At 43.4% G+C, this 22,427-nt stretch carries 18 protein-coding genes and 2 tRNA genes; 14 read left to right on the top strand and 6 right to left on the bottom strand.

The genetic code is table 11. From position 1 onward, the window contains the following. The first annotated feature begins 4 nt into the window (after positions 1 to 4). The 7 genes from sdhA (at position 5) to sucD (ending at position 11,273) form a co-directional block, all read left to right on the top strand. Positions 5 to 1,903, top strand: a complete 1,899-nt coding sequence (gene sdhA, locus FTV48_RS03935) for a succinate dehydrogenase flavoprotein subunit (protein WP_005171973.1) — start codon at positions 5 to 7, stop codon at positions 1,901 to 1,903. 14 nt (positions 1,904 to 1,917) lie between these two features. Then, complete coding sequence (locus FTV48_RS03930) at positions 1,918 to 2,628, top strand: succinate dehydrogenase iron-sulfur subunit (protein WP_005171970.1); 711 nt, start codon at positions 1,918 to 1,920, stop codon at positions 2,626 to 2,628. An 821-nt stretch (positions 2,629 to 3,449) separates the two neighbouring features. Beyond that, positions 3,450 to 6,272 carry a 2-oxoglutarate dehydrogenase E1 component gene (locus tag FTV48_RS03925; protein WP_074383181.1) on the top strand — a complete coding sequence of 941 codons (2,823 nt, stop codon included), beginning with the start codon at positions 3,450 to 3,452 and terminating at the stop codon, positions 6,270 to 6,272. Positions 6,273 to 6,290: 18 nt separating this feature from the next. Beyond that, positions 6,291 to 7,505, top strand: coding sequence for a 2-oxoglutarate dehydrogenase complex dihydrolipoyllysine-residue succinyltransferase (gene odhB, locus FTV48_RS03920; RefSeq protein ID WP_074383084.1), 1,215 nt, complete (start codon positions 6,291 to 6,293; stop codon positions 7,503 to 7,505). 95 nt (positions 7,506 to 7,600) lie between these two features. After that, a complete protein-coding gene (lpdA, locus tag FTV48_RS03915) occupies positions 7,601 to 9,031 on the top strand; it encodes a dihydrolipoyl dehydrogenase (protein ID WP_005096288.1) in 1,431 nt (476 codons plus the stop codon). 172 nt (positions 9,032 to 9,203) lie between these two features. After that, positions 9,204 to 10,370 (top strand): ADP-forming succinate--CoA ligase subunit beta, encoded by a 1,167-nt coding sequence (gene sucC, locus FTV48_RS03910; protein WP_005096289.1) that lies wholly within the window; start codon positions 9,204 to 9,206, stop codon positions 10,368 to 10,370. A 12-nt stretch (positions 10,371 to 10,382) separates the two neighbouring features. After that, positions 10,383 to 11,273: a succinate--CoA ligase subunit alpha gene (sucD, locus tag FTV48_RS03905; RefSeq protein ID WP_005096290.1), complete on the top strand. Its 891-nt coding sequence runs from the start codon at positions 10,383 to 10,385 to the stop codon at positions 11,271 to 11,273. Positions 11,274 to 11,337: 64 nt separating this feature from the next. Here the strand turns inward: sucD and FTV48_RS03900 are convergent, their stop codons facing one another. The 3 genes from FTV48_RS03900 to FTV48_RS03890 form a co-directional block, all read right to left on the bottom strand. Continuing rightward, positions 11,338 to 13,044, bottom strand: a complete 1,707-nt coding sequence (locus FTV48_RS03900; protein ID WP_005096291.1) for a flotillin family protein — start codon at positions 13,042 to 13,044, stop codon at positions 11,338 to 11,340. A gap of 37 nt (positions 13,045 to 13,081) precedes the next feature. Beyond that, positions 13,082 to 13,717: a YqiJ family protein gene (locus FTV48_RS03895; protein WP_005096292.1), complete on the bottom strand. Its 636-nt coding sequence runs from the start codon at positions 13,715 to 13,717 to the stop codon at positions 13,082 to 13,084. Between the two features lie 308 nt (positions 13,718 to 14,025). Next, positions 14,026 to 14,568: a hypothetical protein gene (locus tag FTV48_RS03890; RefSeq protein ID WP_005171949.1), complete on the bottom strand. Its 543-nt coding sequence runs from the start codon at positions 14,566 to 14,568 to the stop codon at positions 14,026 to 14,028. A gap of 311 nt (positions 14,569 to 14,879) precedes the next feature. Between FTV48_RS03890 and cysD the strand changes: the two genes are divergently transcribed. From cysD to FTV48_RS03875, 3 genes are all read left to right on the top strand, one after another. Further along, a complete protein-coding gene (cysD, locus tag FTV48_RS03885; RefSeq protein WP_005096294.1) occupies positions 14,880 to 15,794 on the top strand; it encodes a sulfate adenylyltransferase subunit CysD in 915 nt (304 codons plus the stop codon). Positions 15,795 to 15,931: 137 nt separating this feature from the next. After that, positions 15,932 to 17,548, top strand: coding sequence for a sulfate adenylyltransferase subunit CysN (cysN, locus tag FTV48_RS03880; protein ID WP_179999455.1), 1,617 nt, complete (start codon positions 15,932 to 15,934; stop codon positions 17,546 to 17,548). A 142-nt stretch (positions 17,549 to 17,690) separates the two neighbouring features. Beyond that, positions 17,691 to 17,960: a hypothetical protein gene (locus FTV48_RS03875; RefSeq protein WP_005171942.1), complete on the top strand. Its 270-nt coding sequence runs from the start codon at positions 17,691 to 17,693 to the stop codon at positions 17,958 to 17,960. Positions 17,961 to 18,036: 76 nt separating this feature from the next. On the opposite strand, the gene FTV48_RS03870 is transcribed toward FTV48_RS03875, so the two are convergent. Beyond that, on the bottom strand, positions 18,037 to 18,381 hold the full coding sequence (locus FTV48_RS03870; RefSeq protein WP_005171940.1) for a co-chaperone YbbN: 345 nt from the start codon (positions 18,379 to 18,381) through the stop codon (positions 18,037 to 18,039). 127 nt (positions 18,382 to 18,508) lie between these two features. Between FTV48_RS03870 and FTV48_RS03865 the strand changes: the two genes are divergently transcribed. The 3 genes from FTV48_RS03865 (at position 18,509) to FTV48_RS03855 (ending at position 20,978) form a co-directional block, all read left to right on the top strand. Then, positions 18,509 to 19,501: an NAD(P)H-quinone oxidoreductase gene (locus tag FTV48_RS03865; protein WP_005096297.1), complete on the top strand. Its 993-nt coding sequence runs from the start codon at positions 18,509 to 18,511 to the stop codon at positions 19,499 to 19,501. Positions 19,502 to 19,717: 216 nt separating this feature from the next. Further along, positions 19,718 to 19,921, top strand: coding sequence for a hypothetical protein (locus FTV48_RS03860; protein WP_005096298.1), 204 nt, complete (start codon positions 19,718 to 19,720; stop codon positions 19,919 to 19,921). Between the two features lie 154 nt (positions 19,922 to 20,075). Next, the gene (locus FTV48_RS03855) at positions 20,076 to 20,978 is read left to right on the top strand and encodes a YafY family protein (protein WP_005096301.1); all 903 of its coding nucleotides are present in this window, start codon (positions 20,076 to 20,078) and stop codon (positions 20,976 to 20,978) included. Between the two features lie 119 nt (positions 20,979 to 21,097). On the opposite strand, the gene FTV48_RS03850 is transcribed toward FTV48_RS03855, so the two are convergent. Together FTV48_RS03850 and FTV48_RS03845 are read right to left on the bottom strand one after the other, a co-directional pair. Further along, positions 21,098 to 21,183 (bottom strand) — tRNA-Leu (locus FTV48_RS03850). Between the two features lie 10 nt (positions 21,184 to 21,193). Then, a tRNA-Cys gene (locus FTV48_RS03845) sits at positions 21,194 to 21,267 on the bottom strand. Between the two features lie 153 nt (positions 21,268 to 21,420). Between FTV48_RS03845 and folD the strand changes: the two genes are divergently transcribed. Continuing rightward, entirely contained in the window at positions 21,421 to 22,269 is an 849-nt protein-coding gene (folD, locus tag FTV48_RS03840) for a bifunctional methylenetetrahydrofolate dehydrogenase/methenyltetrahydrofolate cyclohydrolase FolD (RefSeq protein WP_179999453.1), read from the top strand. Positions 22,270 to 22,427 lie beyond the last annotated feature (158 nt).

Here is a 22,427-nt window from a genome sequence, read left to right as displayed (position 1 = left end):
AATCATGGGCGCTATAAACCCTAAAGAAGATTACACAAATATTCCACACGAAACCTTCGATGCAGTCATCGTGGGTGGTGGTGGTTCAGGTATGCGTGCGTCTTACCAACTTGCTCAAGCTGGTTTGAAAGTTGCGGTACTGACCAAAGTTTTCCCAACCCGTTCTCACACTGTGGCAGCGCAGGGTGGTATTGGTGCATCTCTTGGTAATATGCAAGAAGATAACTGGCACTACCATTTCTACGACACAGTAAAAGGTTCGGACTGGTTAGGTGACCAAGACGCAATCGAATTTATGACGCGTGAAGCACCTCAAGTGGTATACGAATTAGAACACTTGGGTATGCCATTTGACCGTAACGCTGATGGTACAATTTACCAGCGTCCATTCGGTGGCCACTCTGCGAACTACGGTGAAAAAGCGGTGCCACGTGCATGTGCTGCTGCCGACCGTACAGGTCACGCACTTCTTCACACGCTTTATCAAAGCAACGTGAAAATGGGTACACAATTCTTCGTAGAATGGATCGCACTTGATTTGATCCGTAACGAAGCAGGCGACGTACTTGGTGTCACTGCAATTGACCAGGAAACTGGTAAAATTGCTGTATTCCAAGGTAAAGCCACATTGTTTGCTACCGGTGGTGCGGGTCGTGTTTACCGTGCATCTACCAATGCCTATATCAATACTGGTGACGGTCTTGGCATGGCGGCGCGTGCAGGTATTCCATTGCAAGATATGGAATTCTGGCAGTTCCACCCTACGGGTGTTGCGGGTGCAGGTGTATTGTTGACTGAAGGCTGTCGTGGTGAAGGTGCAATCCTTCGTAACAAAGATGGCGAACCGTTCATGGAGCGTTATGCTCCAACTTTGAAAGACTTGGCGCCACGTGACTTCGTATCACGTTCTATGGACCAAGAAATCAAAGAAGGTCGTGGTTGTGGTCCTAAAGGTGACTATATCCTGCTTGATATGACGCATTTAGGTGCGGATACGATCATGAAGCGTCTGCCATCGGTATTCGAGATTGGCAAGAAATTCGCGAACGTGGATATCACCAAAGAACCAATTCCAGTAGTACCAACAATCCATTACCAAATGGGTGGTATTCCAACCAATATTCATGGTCAGGTTGTTGTGCCTGAGTCACGCGAAACTGAAGCGCTGGCGGCACATTACAACAAGGATACCGATGTTTATTCGACCAATGCAGCCGAACGTGATTTCACTAAGCCAGTGAAAGGTTTCTATGCAATTGGTGAATGTTCATGTGTATCTGTACATGGTGCAAACCGTTTAGGTACCAACTCACTGCTTGACTTGGTGGTATTTGGTAAGGCTGCGGGTAAACACATCATCGATTATGTGACTAAGCATCACGGTGATGAGTACGAGCCACTACCAACAACTGTACTTGAGCAAACGGTTGCGCGTATTCGTAAACTTGACGAATCCACAACAGGTGAGAATGCTCAGGAAGTTGCAGATGCGATTCGTGACATCGTTCAAGATCATGCAGGTGTATTCCGTACATCGGCACTACTTGAGGAAGGTGTAAAGCAGATTCTTGCAATTGAGCCACGTGTTCGTAATATTCATTTGAAAGACAAATCTAAAGTATTTAACACTGCACGTGTTGAAGCATTAGAAGTTGAAAACTTGTATGAAGTTGCAAAAGCGACCTTAATTTCAGCTGCTGCGCGTAAAGAATGTCGTGGTGCGCATACTGTGGTAGATTTCGAATTGTCACCGGATCATGCGGATTATCCATATGGTCGTCGTGATGATGAGTGGATGAAGCACACATTATGGTTCTCTGTGGACAACCGTCTTGAGTACAAGCCAGTTCGTTACCGTCCATTGTCGGTTGACGCGATTCCACCTAAACCACGTACATTCTAATCAGGAGAATTCAGATGAGTAGAGGTACTCGTACATTTCATATCTACCGCTATGATCCTGACAAGGATAAAGCACCGTACATGCAGACTTTTAAACTGGAATTGACTGACAAGCACCGTATGTTGCTTGATGCACTTCTAGCATTAAAAGTACAAGACGAATCTTTAACGTTCCGTCGTTCATGTCGTGAAGGTATTTGTGGTTCTGATGGTGTAAACATCAATGGTAAAAATGGTTTGGCGTGTCTTTGGAACCTGAACGATTTACCAAATGAAATTACTGTTCGTCCATTGCCTGGTCTTCCTGTAGTGAAAGATCTGGTGGTTGACATGAACCAGTTCTACGATCAGTACAACAAGATCCATCCATTCTTGATCAACAACCAGCCTGCGCCTCCAAAGGAACGTTTACAGTCTCCTGAAGAGCGTGAGCATCTTGATGGTCTGTATGAATGTATTCTATGTGCATGTTGTTCAACCTCATGCCCGTCATTCTGGTGGAATCCGGACAAGTTCCTAGGTCCTTCAGCATTGTTGAACGCTTACCGCTTCATCATTGACTCGCGTGATACTGGAACACAAGAGCGTTTGGCTCGTCTTGACGATCCATTCTCATTGTTCCGTTGTAAAGGCATCATGAACTGTGTATCTGTGTGTCCTAAAGGCTTGAACCCAACTAAAGCAATCGGTCATATCCGTAATATGCTTTTAGATATGGCAGGTTAATAGGCTGCTGATAGCAGTTTGGAAAAAAGCACACCACAAGGTGTGCTTTTTTTGTGCAAACCATTGAAGCAAAATAAAAAATCATCAGATAAAAATAAAGATACTATACTTAAAATGTATAAAGTTGAGTCAGGTAGTCAGGAAATGACGGGTGATGTTAAGTGCCATAGAACAAGAACATGTAATTATTTGGGGTATTTATGATTTTTAGCTGTAAAACTGACCTGAAAAATAACAAGAACGATGTTATTATATAACGGAAATTTAAGGAGGGAGTGGATTGAAAGGTTTGCTCTCTTTTTATTTATCGGAAATGCTTAGGACTTAAGTCTACATTGAATCTATTTTTGAGATAAAGCACCATAGGTTAGAGTAAAATATCTGAACTGTATTTAGCCAATTTATGAAAGGTATGTGTCAAAAAAATCAATTGAAAACTTGAGAACATGTTAGCATTTAGCCTATGACTATCTTTAGAAAATGCCATTTTAGGTACATTTTTTAAACATTGCATAACCAGGGACTGGTATATAAAGGTAGGCTTGAGTCGCTTTAGAAAAAATCTTTGTTCCTACTTGTTTTTTCTAAGTCGATTTGCAAAAAATTGCCCGGTTTCGATCGGGTATTCAATGAGTAATGATACCGCTGAGGGGTGTTATTGTTCATTAAACATATCAAGATTTTCTTGGTGTGGTGATAACGCCTCATGGCTTATGCCTTATGGGGGACTAGTGTCATATTACCAATCTGACGCTAATAATCCTGGGTTTTGCTTAAAAAGCATCCTGAAAATGTTTTTGCAATAGGAAATGGGTCCACAAATGCAAGAAGTTGCTGACGCTCTGCGTCTTGACACTGAACTTAGCGCTGATAGTGCAGCGTATATTGAAGAACTTTATGAGCAGTATTTGACGGCTCCGGATTCAGTAGGTGCTGACTGGCAAGAATACTTCGGTAAATTCCCAAAAGGTGATCAACCACACAGTAATGTACGTGAGCAATTCCTACTTTTAGGTCGTAATTCAAGCCGTATTCAGCCTGTTGTTCAATCAACTGTCAGCTCAGAGCATGAACGTCGCCAAATTGGCGTGTTACAGCTGATTGCTGCATACCGTAATCGTGGTCACCAGAAAGCAAAACTGGATCCATTAGGTTTGGCGAAACGTGAAGTTGTGCCTGATCTAGATCTTGCTGCGCATGGTTTAACTCAGTCGGACCTAGATACGGTATTCAATACTGGCAACCTGGCGATCGGTAAAGAAGAAGCGACTTTGGCTGAGATGGTTCAGGCAATGGAAGCCACTTACTGTGGTTCAATCGGTGCTGAATACATGCACATCGTGGACACCAAAGAGAAACGTTGGATTCAACAACGTCTGGAAAGTGCACGCGGTCAATATGGTTTTAATGCTGAACAAAAGAAACATGTCCTTGAACGTTTAACCGCAGCTGAAGGCCTGGAAAAATATCTAGGTAATAAGTTTGTTGGTGCAAAACGTTTTGGCGTTGAAGGGGGTGAATCATTCATCCCGATGGTTAACGAAATTATTCAGCGTGCAGGTTCTGTTGGCTGTAAAGAAGTTGTAATCGGTATGCCTCACCGTGGCCGTTTAAACCTTCTGGTTAACATCATGGGTAAAAACCCGGCTGACCTGTTTGGTGAGTTTGAAGGTAAATCGATTCACAAGAAAGGTTCTGGTGACGTTAAGTACCATCAAGGCTTCTCTTCAAACGTGATGACCCAAGGTGGCGAAGTTCACTTGGCATTGGCGTTTAACCCGTCACATTTGGAAATCGTTGGCCCTGTGGTTGAGGGTTCGGTACGTGCACGTCAAGTACGTCGTAAAGACATTGGCGGCGATGACGTATTGCCATTAATCGTACATGGTGATGCTGCATTTGCAGGTCAGGGCGTCAACCAGGAAACTTTCCAGATGTCACAAACTCGCGGTTATACCGTGGGTGGTACAGTGCACATTGTGATTAATAACCAGGTGGGTTTCACCACTTCTGATCCACGTGATGCGCGTTCTACAGAATACTGTACTGATATCGCGAAAATGATTCAGGCGCCGATCTTCCATGTCAATGGGGATGATCCTGAAGCTGTGGTGTTCATTTCACAATTGGCACATGACTTCCGTCATACTTTCCGTAAAGACGTTGTGATTGACATGTTCTGCTACCGTCGTCGTGGTCATAACGAAGCGGATGAGCCAGCTGCAACTCAACCAATGATGTATCAAGTGATTAGCAAGAAAGCGACCACGCGTACGCTTTATGCGGATCAACTGGTACAACAGGGTGTTCTTGATCGTGCAAATGCAGATCAAATGGTTGAAAATTACCGTGCAGATCTGGAAGCGGGTAATCACGTTGCCAATGCGCTGGTACTTGAACCGAACAAGAAAATGTTTGTGGACTGGACGCCTTACTTGGGTCATGACTACACAGACGAATGGGATACGACTTTCCCGATCGAGCGTCTAAAAGAACTTGGCGCGAAAATGCGCGAACTTCCTGAAGGCTTCGTGATGCAGCGTCAGGTTGCGAAAGTGATCGATGACCGTCTGAAAATGCAAACGGGTGAAATGCCACTGAACTGGGGTGCTGCTGAAACTCTGGCGTATGCAACTGTACTAGATGATGGTTACTTGCTTCGTTTAACCGGTGAAGACGTAGGTCGTGGTACCTTCTCGCACCGTCATGCAAAACTGCATAACCAGGTCGATGGTTCAACTTATCTTCCGCTGTGTAACCTGAAAGAAAACCAGCCGCGTACTGCAATCTATGACTCATTGTTGTCAGAAATGGCGGTATTGGCATTTGAATATGGTTATGCGACGACTCTTCCTAAGAGCTTGATCATTTGGGAAGCGCAATTCGGTGACTTCGCGAACTGTGCACAGGTTGTGATTGACCAGTTCATCTCGTCTGGTGAAACCAAATGGGAACGTGTCTGTGGTTTGACCATGCTTCTTCCACACGGTTTTGAAGGTCAGGGTCCGGAACATTCATCTGCACGTTTAGAGCGTTTCTTACAGCTATGTGCTGAAGACAACATGCAAGTGATCACACCGACCACACCTGCACAGATTTATCATGCTTTACGTCGTCAAGCGATTCGTCCAATCCGTAAGCCATTGATCGTGACTTCACCGAAGTCTCTTCTTCGTCACAAACTTGCAACGTCTACGCTAGAAGAACTTGCAAACGGTAGCTTCCAGACCGTGATTGATGAAGTGGACAACATCAACAAGTCAGATGTAACCCGTCTGGTTCTGTGTGGTGGTAAGGTGTATTACGACCTGATTGAAAAACGTCGTGAAAAAGAATTGAACAATACTGCGATTGTGCGTATTGAACAATTATATCCATACCCAGAAAAACGCCTGACAGAAGTCCTTGCACAATATCCAAATGTGAAAGAACTGGTTTGGGCACAAGAAGAGCCTAAAAACCAAGGTGCTTGGTTGTTCATCGCTCCGCGTCTATATGACGATGTGATGAAAGCGGATAAACAAGTCCGTATTAGCTACGCTGGCCGTGAAGCATCTGCTGCACCGGCTTGTGGTTCACCATATTTGCATGCAAAACAACAAGCTCAGCTCATCAACGACGCGCTTGCGATCGACGCTGAATAATCCAGGAGATTCTAAGTAATGGCAACCGAAATTAAAGCACCGGTATTCCCAGAGTCAGTTGCGGACGGTACGATCGCAACTTGGCACAAACAACCAGGTGAAGCAGTATCACGTGATGAAGTGATCTGTGATATTGAGACTGATAAAGTTGTTTTAGAAGTTGTTGCTCCTGCAGACGGTACAATTGCCTCTATCATTAAAAATGAAGGCGACACTGTACTTTCAGCTGAAGTCATTGCACAGTTTGAAGAAGGTGCTGTTTCTGGCGCTGCTCAAACTCAAGCAGTTCAGTCTGAAGAGAAAGTTGAACAAGCTGCGGCGAATACTGAAGCAGGTAATTCACCAATCGTTGAACGTCAGCAAGTACAAGACCAAGCGCCAGCAGTGCGTAAAGCATTGACTGAATCTGGTGTTGCAGCAGCTGATGTTGCGGGTACAGGTCGTGGCGGTCGCATCACCAAAGAAGATGTGGCAAACCACCAAGCGAAACCAGCTGCTCCTGCTGCTGCGCCATTAAGCGTTGCTGTGGGCGAACGTATCGAAAAACGTGTTCCAATGACACGTCTTCGTAAGCGTGTTGCTGAACGTTTACTTGCAGCGACTCAAGAAACTGCAATGTTGACCACGTTCAACGAAGTGAACATGAAACCAATCATGGAAATGCGTGCTCAATACAAAGATGTGTTTGAAAAACGTCATGGAGCACGTCTTGGCTTCATGTCATTCTTTGTTAAAGCAGCAACTGAAGCGCTAAAACGCTATCCGGCAGTGAACGCATCAATCGATGGCGATGACATTGTTTATCACGGTTACTATGACATTGGTGTTGCAGTTTCATCTGAGCGTGGTCTGGTGGTTCCTGTACTTCGTGATACAGACCGCATGAACTATGCCGAAGTTGAAAACGGTATTCGTGCATACGCTGCGAAAGCGCGTGATGGCAAATTAGGCATCGAAGACATGACTGGCGGTACATTCACGATTACCAATGGTGGTACTTTCGGTTCATTGTTATCTACTCCGATCTTGAACACGCCACAAACTGCGATTCTGGGTATGCATAAAATCCAGGAACGTCCGATGGCAGTCAATGGTCAAGTAGAAATCTTGCCTATGATGTACCTTGCATTGTCTTATGACCACCGTCTAATCGATGGTAAAGAAGCAGTCGGTTTCCTTGTAACAATCAAAGAATTGTTAGAAGAGCCAGCGCGTCTTATCCTTGATCTGTAATTTATTTATTAAGAATCTTCCCTAATCCCTTTTTAAAAAGAGGGCTTAGGTCTCCCTTTTGAAGGGAGATTAAAGGGGATTATTTGGAGATAAACATGTCTCAATTCGATTTAGTCGTAATTGGTGGTGGCCCGGGCGGCTACGAAGCAGCAATTCGTGCAGCTCAACTTGGTTTCAAAGTTGCGTGTATCGAAAAACGTATTCATAAAGGCAAGCCATCTTTAGGTGGCACCTGCTTAAACGTGGGTTGTATCCCGTCTAAAGCTTTGCTTGATTCTTCTCACCGTTACGAAGATACAGTGCAGCATCTAGATGATCACGGTATTACCACGGGTGAAGTGAAATTTGATCTTGCTAAACTTTTAGCGCGTAAAGACAAAATCGTTGACCAATTGACCATGGGTATTGATGGCTTGCTGAAAGGCAACGGCATCGAATGGTTAAAAGGTACAGGTAAATTACTTGCCGGTAAAAAAGTTGAGTTCGTTTCTCATGAAGGCGAAACTCAAATTTTAGAACCAAAATACGTGATTCTTGCGACTGGTTCTGTGCCAATCAATATCCCATCTGCACCTGTTGATCAAAACATTATTGTTGACTCAACTGGCGCACTTGAATTCCAAGAAGTACCGAAACGATTAGGCGTAATTGGTGCGGGCGTTATCGGTCTTGAATTAGGTTCAGTTTGGCGTCGTCTGGGTGCTGAAGTTGTTGTATTTGAAGCAATGGATGCATTCTTACCAATGGCTGATAAAGCCTTGGCAAAAGACTACCAAAAACTGTTGACTAAGCAAGGTCTTGATATTCGCGTTGGTGCGAAAGTTTCTGGTACTGAAGTGAACGGTTCTGAAGTGACTGTGAAGTACACTCAGGGCGGTGAAGACAAGACTCAAACTTTCGACAAGTTAATCGTATGTGTAGGCCGTCGTGCTTATGCTGAAGGTTTATTGGCGGATGATTGCGGCATTAAACTGACTGAGCGTGGTCTGGTTGAAGTGAACGATTGGTGTGCAACGTCTGTGGACGGCGTATACGCAATTGGTGACTTGGTTCGTGGTCCTATGCTTGCGCATAAAGCCATGGAAGAAGGCGTAATGGCCGTTGAACGTATTCACGGTCATGCCGCTCAAGTCAACTACGACACGATTATTTCTGTCATCTATACCCATCCGGAAGCGGCGTGGGTTGGTTTAACAGAACAGCAAGCCAAAGACAAAGGTCACGAAGTGAAAACCGGTCAATTCGGTTTTGCTGCAAACGGCCGTGCAATGGCTGCTGGCGAAAATGCTGGTTTTGTGAAGTTTGTTGCTGATGCGAAAACAGATCGTCTATTGGGTATGCACGTGATTGGACCTGCTGCGTCTGACATCGTACACCAAGGTATGATTGCACTTGAGTTTGTATCTTCAGTTGAAGATCTACAGTTGATGACTTTTGGTCATCCAACTTTCTCTGAAGTGGTACACGAAGCTGCACTTGCGGTCGATGGTCGTGCGATTCATGCGATTCAACGCAAACGTAAATAAAATTAAAAAAAGAGCGGCTTAGGTCGCTCTTTTTACATTTCATGGTTGTTTTTATGGGAACAATCATCTAAAAATAAAGATAACGATTTTAAGAAATGCTGGTACTGCTTTGACGGACGTCTGGGTACTGGTGGGTTTATAACAAGGCAAAGAAGTAATAAAAGGTTATTGAATGAATTTACATGAGTATCAAGCAAAAGCGCTATTAAAAAAATATGGTATGCCGGTACAGGAAGGGATACTTGCCACCAATGCCGATGAAACGGTACATGCTTTCGAGCAGTTAGGTGGAAAGTTCGCAGTACTGAAAGCTCAGGTGCATGCGGGTGGTCGTGGGAAGGCCGGTGGTGTAAAAGTCGTTAAATCGGCTACCGAGGCTGCTGAATATGCCAACCAGATCATCGGTTCAAACCTGGTAACTTATCAGACCGATGCCAATGGTCAGCCGGTAAATAGCATTTTAGTCTCTGAGGATGTTTATCCTGTTGAGCGCGAACTTTATTTGGGTGCGGTGGTCGATCGTTCAACCCGCCGCATTACTTTTATGGCATCGACTGAAGGCGGTGTTGAAATTGAGAAAGTGGCCGAAGAAACCCCTGAAAAAATTATTAAAGTTGAAGTTGATCCTTTAGTGGGGCTCATGCCATTTCAGGCTCGCGAAGTGGCTTTTGCCCTAAAACTCAAAGATGGCCAAATTAATCAATTTGTTAAAGTCATGACTGCTGCTTATCAGGCATTTGTAGACAATGATTTTGCACTTTTTGAAATCAATCCGCTGTCGGTACGTGAAAATGGCGATATTCTGTGTGTGGATGCCAAAATCGGGATTGATTCGAATGCACTGTACCGTTTGCCTGAAGTGGCTGCGCTACGTGATAAGTCTCAGGAAAATGAACGTGAACTCAAAGCATCTGAATTCGATCTGAACTATGTGGCATTGGAAGGGAACATTGGCTGTATGGTGAATGGTGCCGGTCTTGCGATGGCAACCATGGATATTATCAAGCTTTATGGTGGTCAACCTGCTAACTTCCTTGATGTCGGTGGTGGTGCGACCAAAGAGCGCGTGATTGAAGCTTTTAAAATTATTCTGGCAGATCATTCTGTGCAGGGTGTGTTGATTAATATTTTTGGTGGAATTGTACGTTGTGACATGATTGCAGAAGCAATTATTGCGGCGGTTCAGGAAGTAAATGTGACCGTTCCTGTGGTTGTTCGCCTCGAAGGCAACAATGCGGAACTGGGTGCAAAATTACTGGATGAATCAGGTTTGAAATTGATTTCTGCAAATGGTCTTGCTGACGCTGCAGAAAAAATCGTTGCTGCTGTAAAAGCTTAAGGAGTATCAATCATGAGCGTATTAGTGAATAAAGACACCAAAGTATTGGTACAGGGCTTTACAGGAAAAAACGGTACATTTCATTCTGAGCAGGCTTTGGCTTACGGCACCAAAGTTGTCGGTGGTGTAACACCGGGTAAGGGTGGTCAAACCCATCTGGAATTACCAGTATTCAATACCATGCGCGAAGCGGTGAAAGAAACTGGCGCAGATGCTTCGGTGATTTATGTTCCTGCACCATTTGTGCTGGATTCTATTGTTGAAGCGGTTGATTCGGGCATTGAGTTAATTGTGGTGATCACTGAAGGTGTACCGACCATCGACATGCTTAAAGCCAAGCGTTATCTGGAAACCAATGGTAATGGCACGCGTTTAATCGGGCCAAACTGTCCGGGCATTATTACGCCGGGTGAATGTAAGATCGGGATCATGCCGGGTCATATTCATCAGCCGGGTAAAATTGGAATTATCTCGCGCTCAGGGACTTTGACCTATGAAGCCGTAGCGCAGACCACCAAGCTTGGACTGGGTCAGTCTACTTGTATCGGGATCGGGGGAGATCCGATTCCGGGCATGAACCAGATTGACTGCTTGAAACTGTTCCAGGACGATCCTCAGACTGAAGCCATTATTATGATTGGTGAAATTGGTGGTACCGCAGAAGAAGAGGCAGCGGAATATATTCAGGCTCATGTCACCAAGCCTGTGGTCGGTTATATTGCAGGTGTTACCGCACCTAAAGGCAAGCGTATGGGGCATGCGGGTGCAATTATTTCAGGTGGTAAAGGAACTGCTGAAGAAAAATTTGCTGCCTTTGAGCGTGCGGGTATGGCATATACCCGCAGTCCTGCGGAACTTGGTTCAACCATGTTGCAAGTATTGAAAGATAAAGGTTTGGTTTGATTTATAGATTAAACATGCACTAAAAAGCTCCCAGTTGGGAGCTTTTTTATATCTCATTCTATTTTTAAGTTTTAGCCTTCAGACTCTGGGTCATACCATTAATATCACCACCCTGAATACCAAGTTCATTCATTAGGCTGTCAATTAAGGGTGCTTGGCTGCGATAACGCAGGGCGCTATTTACCACCTGATCTGACAGGGCAACATTGCCATTTTCATGATGTGCATCTGTCTGACAGGAACCGGCATGACTGCCATGCAGGCCATTGACCTGAAGAATCTTGATGTCATCAATATTTTCCATCGGTTTAACACTTTCCCGGATAATTTCAGGCAAGTATTTCAACATGGCTAGGCGAATCTGCATTTCGACCTGTTCAGGTGACAGCACATTATTGGCTTCGTTGACTGCACGGGTACCTTCTGCATCGACCTGATACTGTTTTTCCATCGCCTGAGCCAGTAGAATTTTTGCGTCCGCTTCACCTTTGGCCTTAAGACGAACCTTTTCGGCTTCAGCTTCAGCAGCAATACGTACTGCTTCGGCATCATCTGCTGCGGCTTGTTTTCCGGCTTCAGCGGCAACCGTAATCGCAATTGCATCTTTTTCTGCGTGTTCTTTGGCTGCGACCAGCTCAACCGCTTTTTGACGCTCTGCCTGCTGGATTTGGCGTACAGTGATGACTTCTTCTTCCGCTTTTACCGCTTGAGCACGTGCCTGATCGGCTTGCGCTTTGGCTTCAGATTCGGCGCGAGATTTTTCTGCAATGGCAATGGCACGATCCTGTTCGGCCAGCTCAATAGTTTTCTTTTGTTCGACTTGGGCTTTTTGAATCAGCTGCGCTTTTTGGATATTCTCATTTTCTACATCACGGGCCGCTAAAATACGCTTGAGGTCGACTTCTCGTTCAGCAGCAATTTGTGCTTCTTCTGCTTCACGTTTTTTACCGGCTTCCTGAGCAGAAATTTCAGCCAGTTGCTCGGCACGGCGAATGGCAATTTCGCGTTCCTGTTGCAGCTTGGCATATTCTTCTTCACGAATGATTTGCAGGCGCGCCTGTTCTGCTTCCAGATTTTTAGTTTTGATCGCCAGGTCGGTATCCTGCTCGATATGATTTCGCTTGCGACGACGATCTTCAATGGTTTCAGTGAGCTTGGTCAGGCCTTCAGCATCAAAGGCATTTTGTGGATTGAAATATTTAAATCCAGTTTGATCCAGGCCAGTCAGGGAAACGGTTTCCAATTCCAGACCATTTTTATGCAAATCTTCTGAAACCACTTGCTGTACTTTTTGTACAAAGTCGACCCGTTTTTCATGCAGTTCTTCCATGGCCATTTCTGCTGCTACTGCACGCAGTGAATCGACAAATTTGCCTTCGACCAGATTTTTTAATTCATTCGGTGACATGGTCTTTTGCCCGAGCGTTTGTGCGGCTGTTGCAATTGAATCAGCAGTAGGTTTGACCCGCACATAGAATTCGGCCATGACGTCCACGCGCATACGGTCACGGGTAATCAGTGCCTGATCATCTGCACGGCGCACTTCAAGACGCAGAGTGTTCATATTGACTTGAATAATTTCATGCAAGACTGGGAGCACGATTGCGCCTCCGCCCAAAATCACTTTTTCACCACCCCAACCGGTACGCACAAAGGAGATTTCTTTACTGGACCGGCGGTATAGGCGCGCAATGATGAGACCGAAGGTCACCAGTGCTGCAAAAATAATTCCAGAAATAATTAAAATATTATATAAATCAAAAGTTAACATTGTTATAAAGTCTCAGTTTGGTTCTGGCTGAATAAAATTAGAGTGCAGTGGCTTGAAAGCCATTTTTGGTTTTATGGGTCAGTACGACATTCTGACCTTGATTTAAAATTTGATTGGTTTCTGGTTCGACTAAAACATAATGGGTCTGGCCATGCTGATCCCGGACTTTGGCTTGTGCAGGAGAGTTGACTTTGGCATCACCCAGAATAATGATTGCGGTACGCCCAATAAGCTCGTCACTATAAATGGCAGAAGTTTCATCTTGAGGCATAAGCTTGCTGGCAGCCATGGCAAGCCAGCGCACTATCGGCATACACAGAAACAGACAGGCTGGGGAAATTAGCCATACATTGAAGAGCTGGCTGGTCAGGCGTTCAAATATTCCCTGAATCAATAAGCCACTCAGGCCATAACTGGTCAGAAAAATGATGAGCCAGATAAATAAAGGCAGACGTCCCAGATATAACCAGTCAAATACTTTGGTGAAAAAGCCGGGATGTTGATCTGGATTAATTTCTGGTTGCAGGGGGTCTTCAGGCAAAAACTGTTCTAACATATTCTGCGAGCCGCCACCGAGCAGCAGTAATATGCATTCCAGTGCAGCAAACATCAGCATCAGACTCAGGCTGATACTAAATACGATATTTGACGGATGAGTAAACAGTTCCCACATTTTTTATCTCTATAATTATGTTTTAGGAAAAGTGTAAGGAAGCCTCTGATGCTATAACGATAGCAGTAATTGTTAATTTTGTATGCAAAAAAATAACAAAAAACCTTATAAACAAGGATTGAATATATTATGTATTTAATAATTGTTGAACTATTAAAGTTAATAGTAAACTATAAGTTCATTTAGGATTTGCTAAAAAATTAATTATCTTCAATGTTTTACATGAATTTTAAGGTTATGTGGATTGGTTTTTCTGAGAAATATAGAGATACTATGTCTTAGTATCTCTATATTTCTCTCTTAAAGACTTAGAGTAAGGCAGTCTGAATCCGAACTTTCATATCCAGAGTCTGTTGCAGAATATAGTTTTTTATCCATGTGATCTGTTCACCCATCGGGTTCACCTTGATCGCAGTATCCAGAAAATGCAGATCCGGCTGACTGAAAAGTTGCTGTTCCAAAGTCTGCTCCAGCATCTGGCTATTGCTGGTTAAAGGCAATGCCACCAGATAGAATGCTTTAGGGTAATTGTAAAATGCATAGAGTAAGTTAAAGGCTTTTTGATCACCTTTAAGATTACCTGCACCGATTTCATAAGCTGCATTTTGGTTGCTATACGTCACACCCAATAAGAATTCCCAATGACCTTCTTGCAAACGCAGACCAAACTGTAATCCGATCTGGTCGGCAGTCAGTTCATGTTGCAAATAGATATTTAAAGGCTTGCCATCTTCACTGAAAGGTTCTTGTAAGACTAAAATGTGTTGTTGATGCTGATAAATGTAACCTGCAAGCTCTGCTTGTTCCAGGCGAGTTTTTAGAGTGGAGAGATCAAAAGCGCTATAAGCCATAAGCAAAATATATCAAAGGGAGAATTTAGCCTACTCTATTAATTTTTCAGCATCTTGGAAACCACTACTTTAGATTATTTATCTATGCTTTTATGGATGAATTTAAAAATTAGTACAGCAAAAATAGTCAGATGTGGTGACGTTCATTATTGATTCATAAAAACTGATATTTGTTATTAGTGAATTTTTATATGAGCTTTTGATATATCAATATCATAAAACAAGCAATGGCTAAGATAAGTAAATCACTATAATGAATATAAATTTTCAAAAGTGTCATAAGTACACGTTTTTCTAAGCTGGTGTTGTCCATGTCGTTAAATGAGGAAAGACTTACTCATCTCAAACAGCTTGAAGCTGAGAGTATTCATATTATCCGTGAAGTAGCAGCTGAATTTGAAAATCCAGTCATGCTTTATTCCATTGGTAAAGATTCAGCAGTCATGCTGCATCTTGCACTGAAAGCATTTTATCCAGCCAAACTTCCATTCCCGCTACTGCATGTAGACACGGGTTGGAAATTTAAAGACATGATTGCTTTCCGTGACAACATGGCAAAAAAACATGGTTTTGATTTGATCGTGCATCAAAACAAAGAAGGAGTCGAGGCAGGCATCAATCCTTTCGATCATGGTAGTTCAAAATATACTGACATCATGAAGACCCAAGGTTTAAAACAAGCCTTAAATAAATACAAGTTTGATGCTGCTTTTGGTGGTGCGCGCCGTGATGAAGAAAAATCTCGTGCCAAAGAACGTGTCTATTCATTCCGTGATGATAAACATCGTTGGGATCCCAAAAACCAACGCCCTGAACTTTGGAACCTTTACAACGGTAAAGTAAATCAAGGTGAAAGTATTCGTGTATTCCCGTTATCAAACTGGACCGAGTTGGATATCTGGCAATACATCTATTTGGAAAGCATTCCACTTGTGCCACTTTACCTGGCTGCAGAACGTCCTGTGGTTGAGCGTAGCGGTACACTTATTATGGTGGATGACGAACGTATGCCTTTAAAAGAAGGTGAAGTTCCACAAATGAAATCGGTACGTTTCCGTACTTTAGGTTGTTATCCATTAACAGGTGCAGTTGAATCAACTGCAGATACCTTGCCGGAAATTATCCAAGAAATGCTCTTGGCAACCAGCTCTGAGCGTCAGGGTCGTATGATTGACCATGATGAAGCAGGCTCGATGGAGAAGAAGAAGCAGGAAGGCTACTTCTAATTTAATCTCCCCCTAAAAATCTCCCCAAACCCCTCTTTGAGAAAGAGGGGCTTAAAAGTGGAGGAAGTCTCCCTTTTATACAGGGAGATTTAGAGGGATTAAAAACCGATTTCTAAAAATATGTGGAGCTTTGGGCAATGTCTCATCAATCAGAACTGATTAGCCAAGATATTTTGGGCTATTTGAAACAACATGAAAATAAAGACCTGTTGCGTTTCCTGACTTGCGGTAACGTAGATGATGGTAAATCGACTCTAATTGGTCGACTGCTTTACGATTCAAAATTGATTTATGAAGATCAATTGCAAGCCGTCACCCGTGACTCGAAAAAAGTCGGTACCACAGGCGATGCACCTGACTTGGCACTTCTGGTAGATGGTCTGCAGGCAGAACGTGAGCAGGGCATTACCATTGATGTCGCCTATCGTTATTTCTCGACTGAAAAGCGTAAGTTCATCATTGCCGATACTCCGGGACATGAGCAGTACACCCGTAACATGGCAACAGGTGCATCGACCTGCGACCTTGCGATTATCTTGATTGATGCGCGTTATGGTGTGCAAACTCAAACCCGTCGTCATACCTTTATTGCAAGCTTACTTGGTATTAAAAATATTGTTGTTGCGATCAACAAGATGGATCTGGTGGAGTTCTCTGAAGCCCGCTTTAATGAAATTCAGGCTGAATATGCAGCATTCGTTGCGCAGTTGGGCGATCGCAAACCATCGAACATCATCTTTACGCCAATTTCTGCATTGAATGGCGATAACGTGGTGAACAAGTCCGCCAATACACCGTGGTACACCGGTGAAACATTGATGGGTACGCTTGAGTCGGTAGAAATTAACCGTACTTCGGCAAAAGCAGATTTTCGTTTTCCTGTGCAATATGTCAACCGTCCAAACCTCGATTTCCGTGGTTTCTGCGGCACGATCGCACTTGGTGATATCAACGTTGGCGATACCGTAACGGCTTTACCATCAGGTAAATCATCAACAGTAAAAGAAATCGTTACTTTTGATGGCAATCTTGAGCATGCTGTTGCAGGTCAAGCGGTGACTTTAACGCTCAACGATGAAATTGATATTTCACGTGGTAACGTATTAATTCGTGCCGATCAAGCGGTTCCAAATATTTCTCGTTCAGTTCAAGCGACTGTGGTGTGGATGGCAGATCAAGCGCTGGTGATTGGCAAGCTGTACAACATTAAGATTGGTACACAGACTGTTCCTGCAAAAGTGACAGCGATTCATTACCGTACCAACGTCAACACACTGGAGAAAGTTCAGGTCGAAAATCTTGAGCTGAATGCGATTGCCAATGTGACTGTTGAATTTGATGCGCCCGTGGTCTTTGACCGTTATCAAGACAGCCGTTATACCGGTTCATTTATCTTTATTGATCGTTTAAATAACGTGACGATTGGTGCAGGTATGGTGGAAGAATCAGTTGAATGGTCTGCACATGATGAGCCCGTGACTGCTGAAGTGCGTGCTGCGCGTTTGGGGCAAAAACCTGCTGCGCTGACTGTCTCGGCAAAAGCTTTGGAAAATGCTCAGGCACTTGAAAGTTTATTGATTCAGCAAGGCATCGTGGCAATTGCCAGAGCGGGTCTTGATGTTACACAAGTTGCATTGCTTCGTGAAACAGGTGTGGTGGTGATTACCGATACTGCTGAAGGTACGGACACCACTTTAATTATGGAAGCAGTCGAAGAGCTTGCTGATAAAATTGTAGAATTGGTTCGATTATAAGACTGAGTCGATTTAAAAAACCCGCTGTAAAGCGGGTTTTTTATTTGGATGCTTTTAAGTATGTAAATAATGTGCAGCCGTGTGAATGTTGAACTTTCACTTAAATTTCTTCTCGATATAATACAAATATTGAGGGGTGTTTATGAAAAAAATATTTATTTTAATCGGGTTGTGTTTGGCTTTTGGGGTGGATGCTAAACAGGCGACCAGTACAGATGCAATTAAGCAAAAAATTATCCAGCAGTCGATTGATCGTTATCCGGGGAATTGTCCATGTCCTTACAATACGGCCAGTAATGGCAGTCGCTGTGGTAAACGTAGTGCATATAATCGGGCGGGTGGACATGCACCTTTGTGTTATCCGGAAGATGTCAGTGATCGGATGGTCAAAGAGTATAAAAGCCGTGGTTAATTACCAAGTCAGGATTTTATCGATGGGTAAAAACGAAATTTTCTCTACAGTTTATCTTCAGATATGTATGCTTCAATTATTCAGAAAAATCAGTTAGGGATTGAGATAGAATCGTCTTTATCTCCGTTAGACTTTTTGCGCCAGCAATCCTTTTAATGATTGTGCCATTTTTAAAAATCAGCGTAGAAGGCAGGCCATAAACATGATAGCGCAAGGTTAATACTGGAGATTGGTCGATATTTACTTTGCCAAATTTGATTTCGGGCTTGCTTTCAGCATATTGCGCTGCCAGTTCATTAAAGACCGGAAAATTCTGAATACAAGGCTTACACCATTCGGCATAAAAGCGAATGACTGCAAAACCTTCGAACCATTCAAAATTACTGTAATTATTCTCGTTATACTCAATGATCTCGCTCATATCCATCTCCTATCAATTTTTTGAATAGTGACTTGATTATACATAAGTCCGACTTGGCTTCATTCCTCAGCTTAACTATGTTCAAATAAAGCCAAGTATCTTGAATATTCAATAAGCAGGGAAATATATGTCACAAGCAACCATGCAACAGGTCATTATTACAGAACCGGGCGATATCGATAAATTAGCTTATGAAACGGTTGCAATCCCCGAAGCCAAAGCAGATGAAGTTCTGGTGAAAGTCCATGCTTTCGGAATTAACCGTCCAGATATTTTGCAACGTCAAGGTTTGTATCCAATGCCGAAAGGCGTAACACCAGTCCCGGGTCTTGAAGTCGCGGGTGAAGTGATTGCAGTCGGTACTGAGGTAAGCCAGTTTAAAGTTGGTGATAAAGTCTGTGGCCTGACCAATGGTGGCGGTTATGCAGAATATTGTGTCGTACCAGAAAGCCAGACCTTGAATATTCCGGAAGGTGTAAGCTTTACACAGGCGGCAGCCATTCCTGAAACCTTTTTTACCGTGTGGGCCAATGTGTTCCAGATGGGGCAGGCCAAAGCAGGCGAAACCGTGCTGATTCATGGCGGGAGCAGCGGCATTGGCACTACTGCTTTAATGTTATGTAAAGCACTCGGAATCAAAAGCTTTGCGACTGTCGGTACGGATGACAAGGTTGCAGCTATTTCAGAGTTAACTTATGCGATTAACTATAAGACGCAAGACTTTGAGCAAGTGATTAATGAAGCAACTGACAATGGCGGGGTCGATGTCATTCTGGATATGGTGGGTGGGCCATATTTAGAGCGGAACCTGAATTTGCTGCGTCGTGATGGACGTCTGGTGTATATCGCCTTTTTGGGCGGTCGTAAAGCCAAAGAGGTTAATTTAGGTCCTATCATGATGAAACGTCTGACCATTACGGGTTCGACCATGCGTGCACGTACTAGGGCTGAAAAAGCTGAAATTGCACAAGGTCTCAAAGAACAAGTGGCACCGTTATGGGCGAAAGGTGAATGTCTGCCTATGATTTATAAAACTTTCAAGTTTGATCAAATCCAAGATGCACATGCAGCCATGGATACCGGGGAGCATGTCGGTAAAGTGGTGGTTGAAGTAATTTGATCGAATGTGATCGAGTCAAAAAATACCAGTGATTTCACTGGTATTTTTTTGGTTTTAAATAAAAATTTAACAATAAAAAATGTATATTATTTTGAATAAAAGTTAAAAAATAACAACTATGCGACACAACCTGTCAAGAATGATAGGTAAATTGCACTCATAGATAATTCCGACTAAAAGATTCAACATTCACATGAATATGAGATGGAAAAATATATGAAAATTATTTCAGCACCTTATAGTCCTAAACATGGTTCAAAAGCGTTAGGGCGTATTCATAAAATGATTATACGCGGGACAATCACTTGGGCAAAACTACATGAATTATATGGTGCGATGTTGCATCTGGAGCGCTATGTGGAAAGATTAACCACCCAGAATAGTCATTCAGGTCAAAAACGATCCAGAAAATCTAAATAAGCAGTTATATTTTTATAGTCAATAGATAACGAGGACTTTATATAGATAAATGCCTTAGACTTTGTCCTAATATTACTCACTTATTGAGATTGAGTATAATTAATCAAATATTTAGCTATAAGTAAGTACATAACAGTGTATTAAGTGGGGATTTATGAAGCGTCAAGCTTCAACACATGAACGTCTTGCAGAGCGTTTAGCCAGAATTTTGACCAAATTAAATGTCGGATATCAACTTCGGGCTACCGAATTGGCTGCAGAATTCCAGGTCAGCACCCGCACCATAGAGCGTGATTTCGATCGGCTAAGCTCTTACTTGCCTTTACTTCAGGATGAACAAAAAAGATATTATCTGGATACCTCTTATTTGGGACGGTTTAAGCTACAAGATATTCAAAACTTTGCTCAACTTTCCGGGATCAGTGAGCTTTATCCGGCGTTGGATATGTCGTTTTTACGTGAATTGTTAGATGATCGTGCCAATCTGGTGTTTTCTGCAAAAGGCTATCATTTTGAAGACACCAAACAGTTTGCTGAGCATTTTAAAACTTTAGCCGCTGCTATTCATAAGCGTTATTATATTCATTTACGTTATCGTGAAGAATCCAGAAATATCCAGCCTTATCGTTTAATCCATCATCATGGCATTTGGTATCTGGCGGGTATAGATCAGGGAAAACTAGGCACCTACCGTCTCAGTCAGATTCAGCAAGTTGAATTGTTGCTTGATCTGAAGCCCTTTGAACATGAGGCTGAAATATTAAAAATTCTGGAGGATGAAGAAGGGATCTGGTTTGGGCAGCAGAAACAACAAGTCTGGGTAAAAATTCAGCCAGAAGTCGCCATGTTTTTTAAAGAGCGTCGTTTATTTCCGGAACAACAGATTGAGCAAGAGTCAGCATCGGGAGAGTTGTTAATCAGTTGTCAGATTCGCCATGAAATGCAGCTTTTACCTTTGGTGCGTTACTGGATGCCCCACATCAAGATTACTGAGCCTGTACATTTTCAGCAGAAACTGGAGCAAGATTTAGAACGTTATTTACGTTCTGCAGGATAAAATCGCACGTCTGTATAAGATGACTGGATTGATGATTTAACTTATTTTCTAAATTTCAGACATAAAAAAACCAGCTTAATGCTGGAGATTTTATTGCACCATTTTAACAAGGATTAAAATGGTGCCCGAGGCCAGACTCGAACTGGCACGCTTTGTGGGCGGGGGATTTTAAATCCCCTGTGTCTACCGATTTCACCACTCGGGCTTTAACAAGATGGAGGCGGAGGTCGGAATCGAACCGGCGTCCACGGAGTTGCAGTCCGCTGCATGACCACTCTGCCACCCCGCCACGTCTTGTTGATGCGTATATTATCAAGCCCTGAAAAAAAAACAATAGCATATTCATTTGTATGCGCATAAAAACAGCATCTGGCGGAAAATATTTAAATTATTCATGTAGAATGTGCAAAATTGATTCATATCAACACTTGGGAGAAATGCCGTGGCATTAGTTCTAGACGGTCGTGCATTGGCGAAGCAAATTGAAGCTGACTTGTTTACTCGCGTAGAAGCGCTGAAAGCAAAATCAGGTCGTACTCCAATTCTTGCGACGATTTTGGTAGGTGACGATGGTGCATCTGCAACTTATGTGCGTATGAAAGGCAATGCTTGTCGCCGTGTTGGTATGGATTCATTGAAAGTTGAGCTTCCAACAGAAACCACAACTAAACAACTTCTTGCAGAAATTGAAAAGTTAAATGCCAATCCAGATGTACATGGTATTCTGCTTCAGCATCCGGTTCCTGCGCAAATTGATGAGCGTGCATGTTTCGATGCGATCTCGCTTGAAAAAGATGTCGATGGTGTCACTTGCCTGGGTTACGGGCGTATGGCGATGGGCGAAGCTGCCTATGGTTCAGCGACGCCTGCCGGGATCATGACGATTTTGAAAGAAAACAACATTGAAATCGCGGGTAAACATGCGGTGGTGGTTGGTCGTTCGGCTATTCTGGGTAAACCAATGTCGGCGATGCTGCTAGAAGCCAATGCAACCGTAACCACCTGCCACTCACGCACACAAAACCTGGCTGAATTCGTGAAGCAGGCAGACATTATTGTGGGCGCAGTTGGTAAAGCTGAACTGATTCAGAAAGACTGGATTAAGCCAGGTGCAGTGGTCGTTGATGCGGGCTTCCACCCACGTGAAGGCGGCGGTGTAGGTGATATTCAATTACAAGGTATCGAAGAAGTTGCTTCTGCTTACACACCAGTGCCAGGCGGTGTCGGTCCAATGACCATTACTACTTTGATTCGTCAAACCGTAGAAGCGGCTGAGAAGGCTTTGGGTTAATCAAATCCTCCCTAACCCTCCACTTGCGCTAGATTTAAAAGCAGTGCTTTAAATCTTGCTCAGGAGAGGGAAAATTCATTGTAAAAATAATGGATACTCCTTCTCTTGCGCCGTATACGGCTCAGGGAGAAGGTTGGGATGAGGGTAAAACCTCTAAC

The organism is Acinetobacter sp. YH18001, from assembly GCF_013416975.1.
GTDB classification, from domain to species: domain Bacteria; phylum Pseudomonadota; class Gammaproteobacteria; order Pseudomonadales; family Moraxellaceae; genus Acinetobacter; species Acinetobacter pseudolwoffii.
Note: the sequence above shows the minus strand (reverse complement) of the source record. Positions and strands in the feature narration are given on the sequence as shown.

What these genes read in the sequence shown, in the direction of transcription:
- FTV48_RS03900 (WP_005096291.1), bottom strand. Translation starts at nt 13,044, where the DNA reads ATGTTAACTTTTGATTTATATAATATTTTAATTATTTCTGGAATTATT.
- FTV48_RS03890 (WP_005171949.1), bottom strand. Translation starts at nt 14,568, where the DNA reads ATGGCTTATAGCGCTTTTGATCTCTCCACTCTAAAAACTCGCCTGGAA.
- cysN (WP_179999455.1), top strand. Translation starts at nt 15,932, where the DNA reads ATGTCTCATCAATCAGAACTGATTAGCCAAGATATTTTGGGCTATTTG.
- sdhA (WP_005171973.1), top strand. Translation starts at nt 5, where the DNA reads ATGGGCGCTATAAACCCTAAAGAAGATTACACAAATATTCCACACGAA.
- cysD (WP_005096294.1), top strand. Translation starts at nt 14,880, where the DNA reads ATGTCGTTAAATGAGGAAAGACTTACTCATCTCAAACAGCTTGAAGCT.
- FTV48_RS03925 (WP_074383181.1), top strand. Translation starts at nt 3,450, where the DNA reads ATGCAAGAAGTTGCTGACGCTCTGCGTCTTGACACTGAACTTAGCGCT.
- FTV48_RS03930 (WP_005171970.1), top strand. Translation starts at nt 1,918, where the DNA reads ATGAGTAGAGGTACTCGTACATTTCATATCTACCGCTATGATCCTGAC.
- FTV48_RS03875 (WP_005171942.1), top strand. Translation starts at nt 17,691, where the DNA reads ATGAAAAAAATATTTATTTTAATCGGGTTGTGTTTGGCTTTTGGGGTG.
- FTV48_RS03870 (WP_005171940.1), bottom strand. Translation starts at nt 18,381, where the DNA reads ATGAGCGAGATCATTGAGTATAACGAGAATAATTACAGTAATTTTGAA.
- FTV48_RS03895 (WP_005096292.1), bottom strand. Translation starts at nt 13,717, where the DNA reads ATGTGGGAACTGTTTACTCATCCGTCAAATATCGTATTTAGTATCAGC.
- sucC (WP_005096289.1), top strand. Translation starts at nt 9,204, where the DNA reads ATGAATTTACATGAGTATCAAGCAAAAGCGCTATTAAAAAAATATGGT.
- lpdA (WP_005096288.1), top strand. Translation starts at nt 7,601, where the DNA reads ATGTCTCAATTCGATTTAGTCGTAATTGGTGGTGGCCCGGGCGGCTAC.
- FTV48_RS03855 (WP_005096301.1), top strand. Translation starts at nt 20,076, where the DNA reads ATGAAGCGTCAAGCTTCAACACATGAACGTCTTGCAGAGCGTTTAGCC.
- sucD (WP_005096290.1), top strand. Translation starts at nt 10,383, where the DNA reads ATGAGCGTATTAGTGAATAAAGACACCAAAGTATTGGTACAGGGCTTT.
- FTV48_RS03860 (WP_005096298.1), top strand. Translation starts at nt 19,718, where the DNA reads ATGAAAATTATTTCAGCACCTTATAGTCCTAAACATGGTTCAAAAGCG.
- FTV48_RS03865 (WP_005096297.1), top strand. Translation starts at nt 18,509, where the DNA reads ATGTCACAAGCAACCATGCAACAGGTCATTATTACAGAACCGGGCGAT.
- odhB (WP_074383084.1), top strand. Translation starts at nt 6,291, where the DNA reads ATGGCAACCGAAATTAAAGCACCGGTATTCCCAGAGTCAGTTGCGGAC.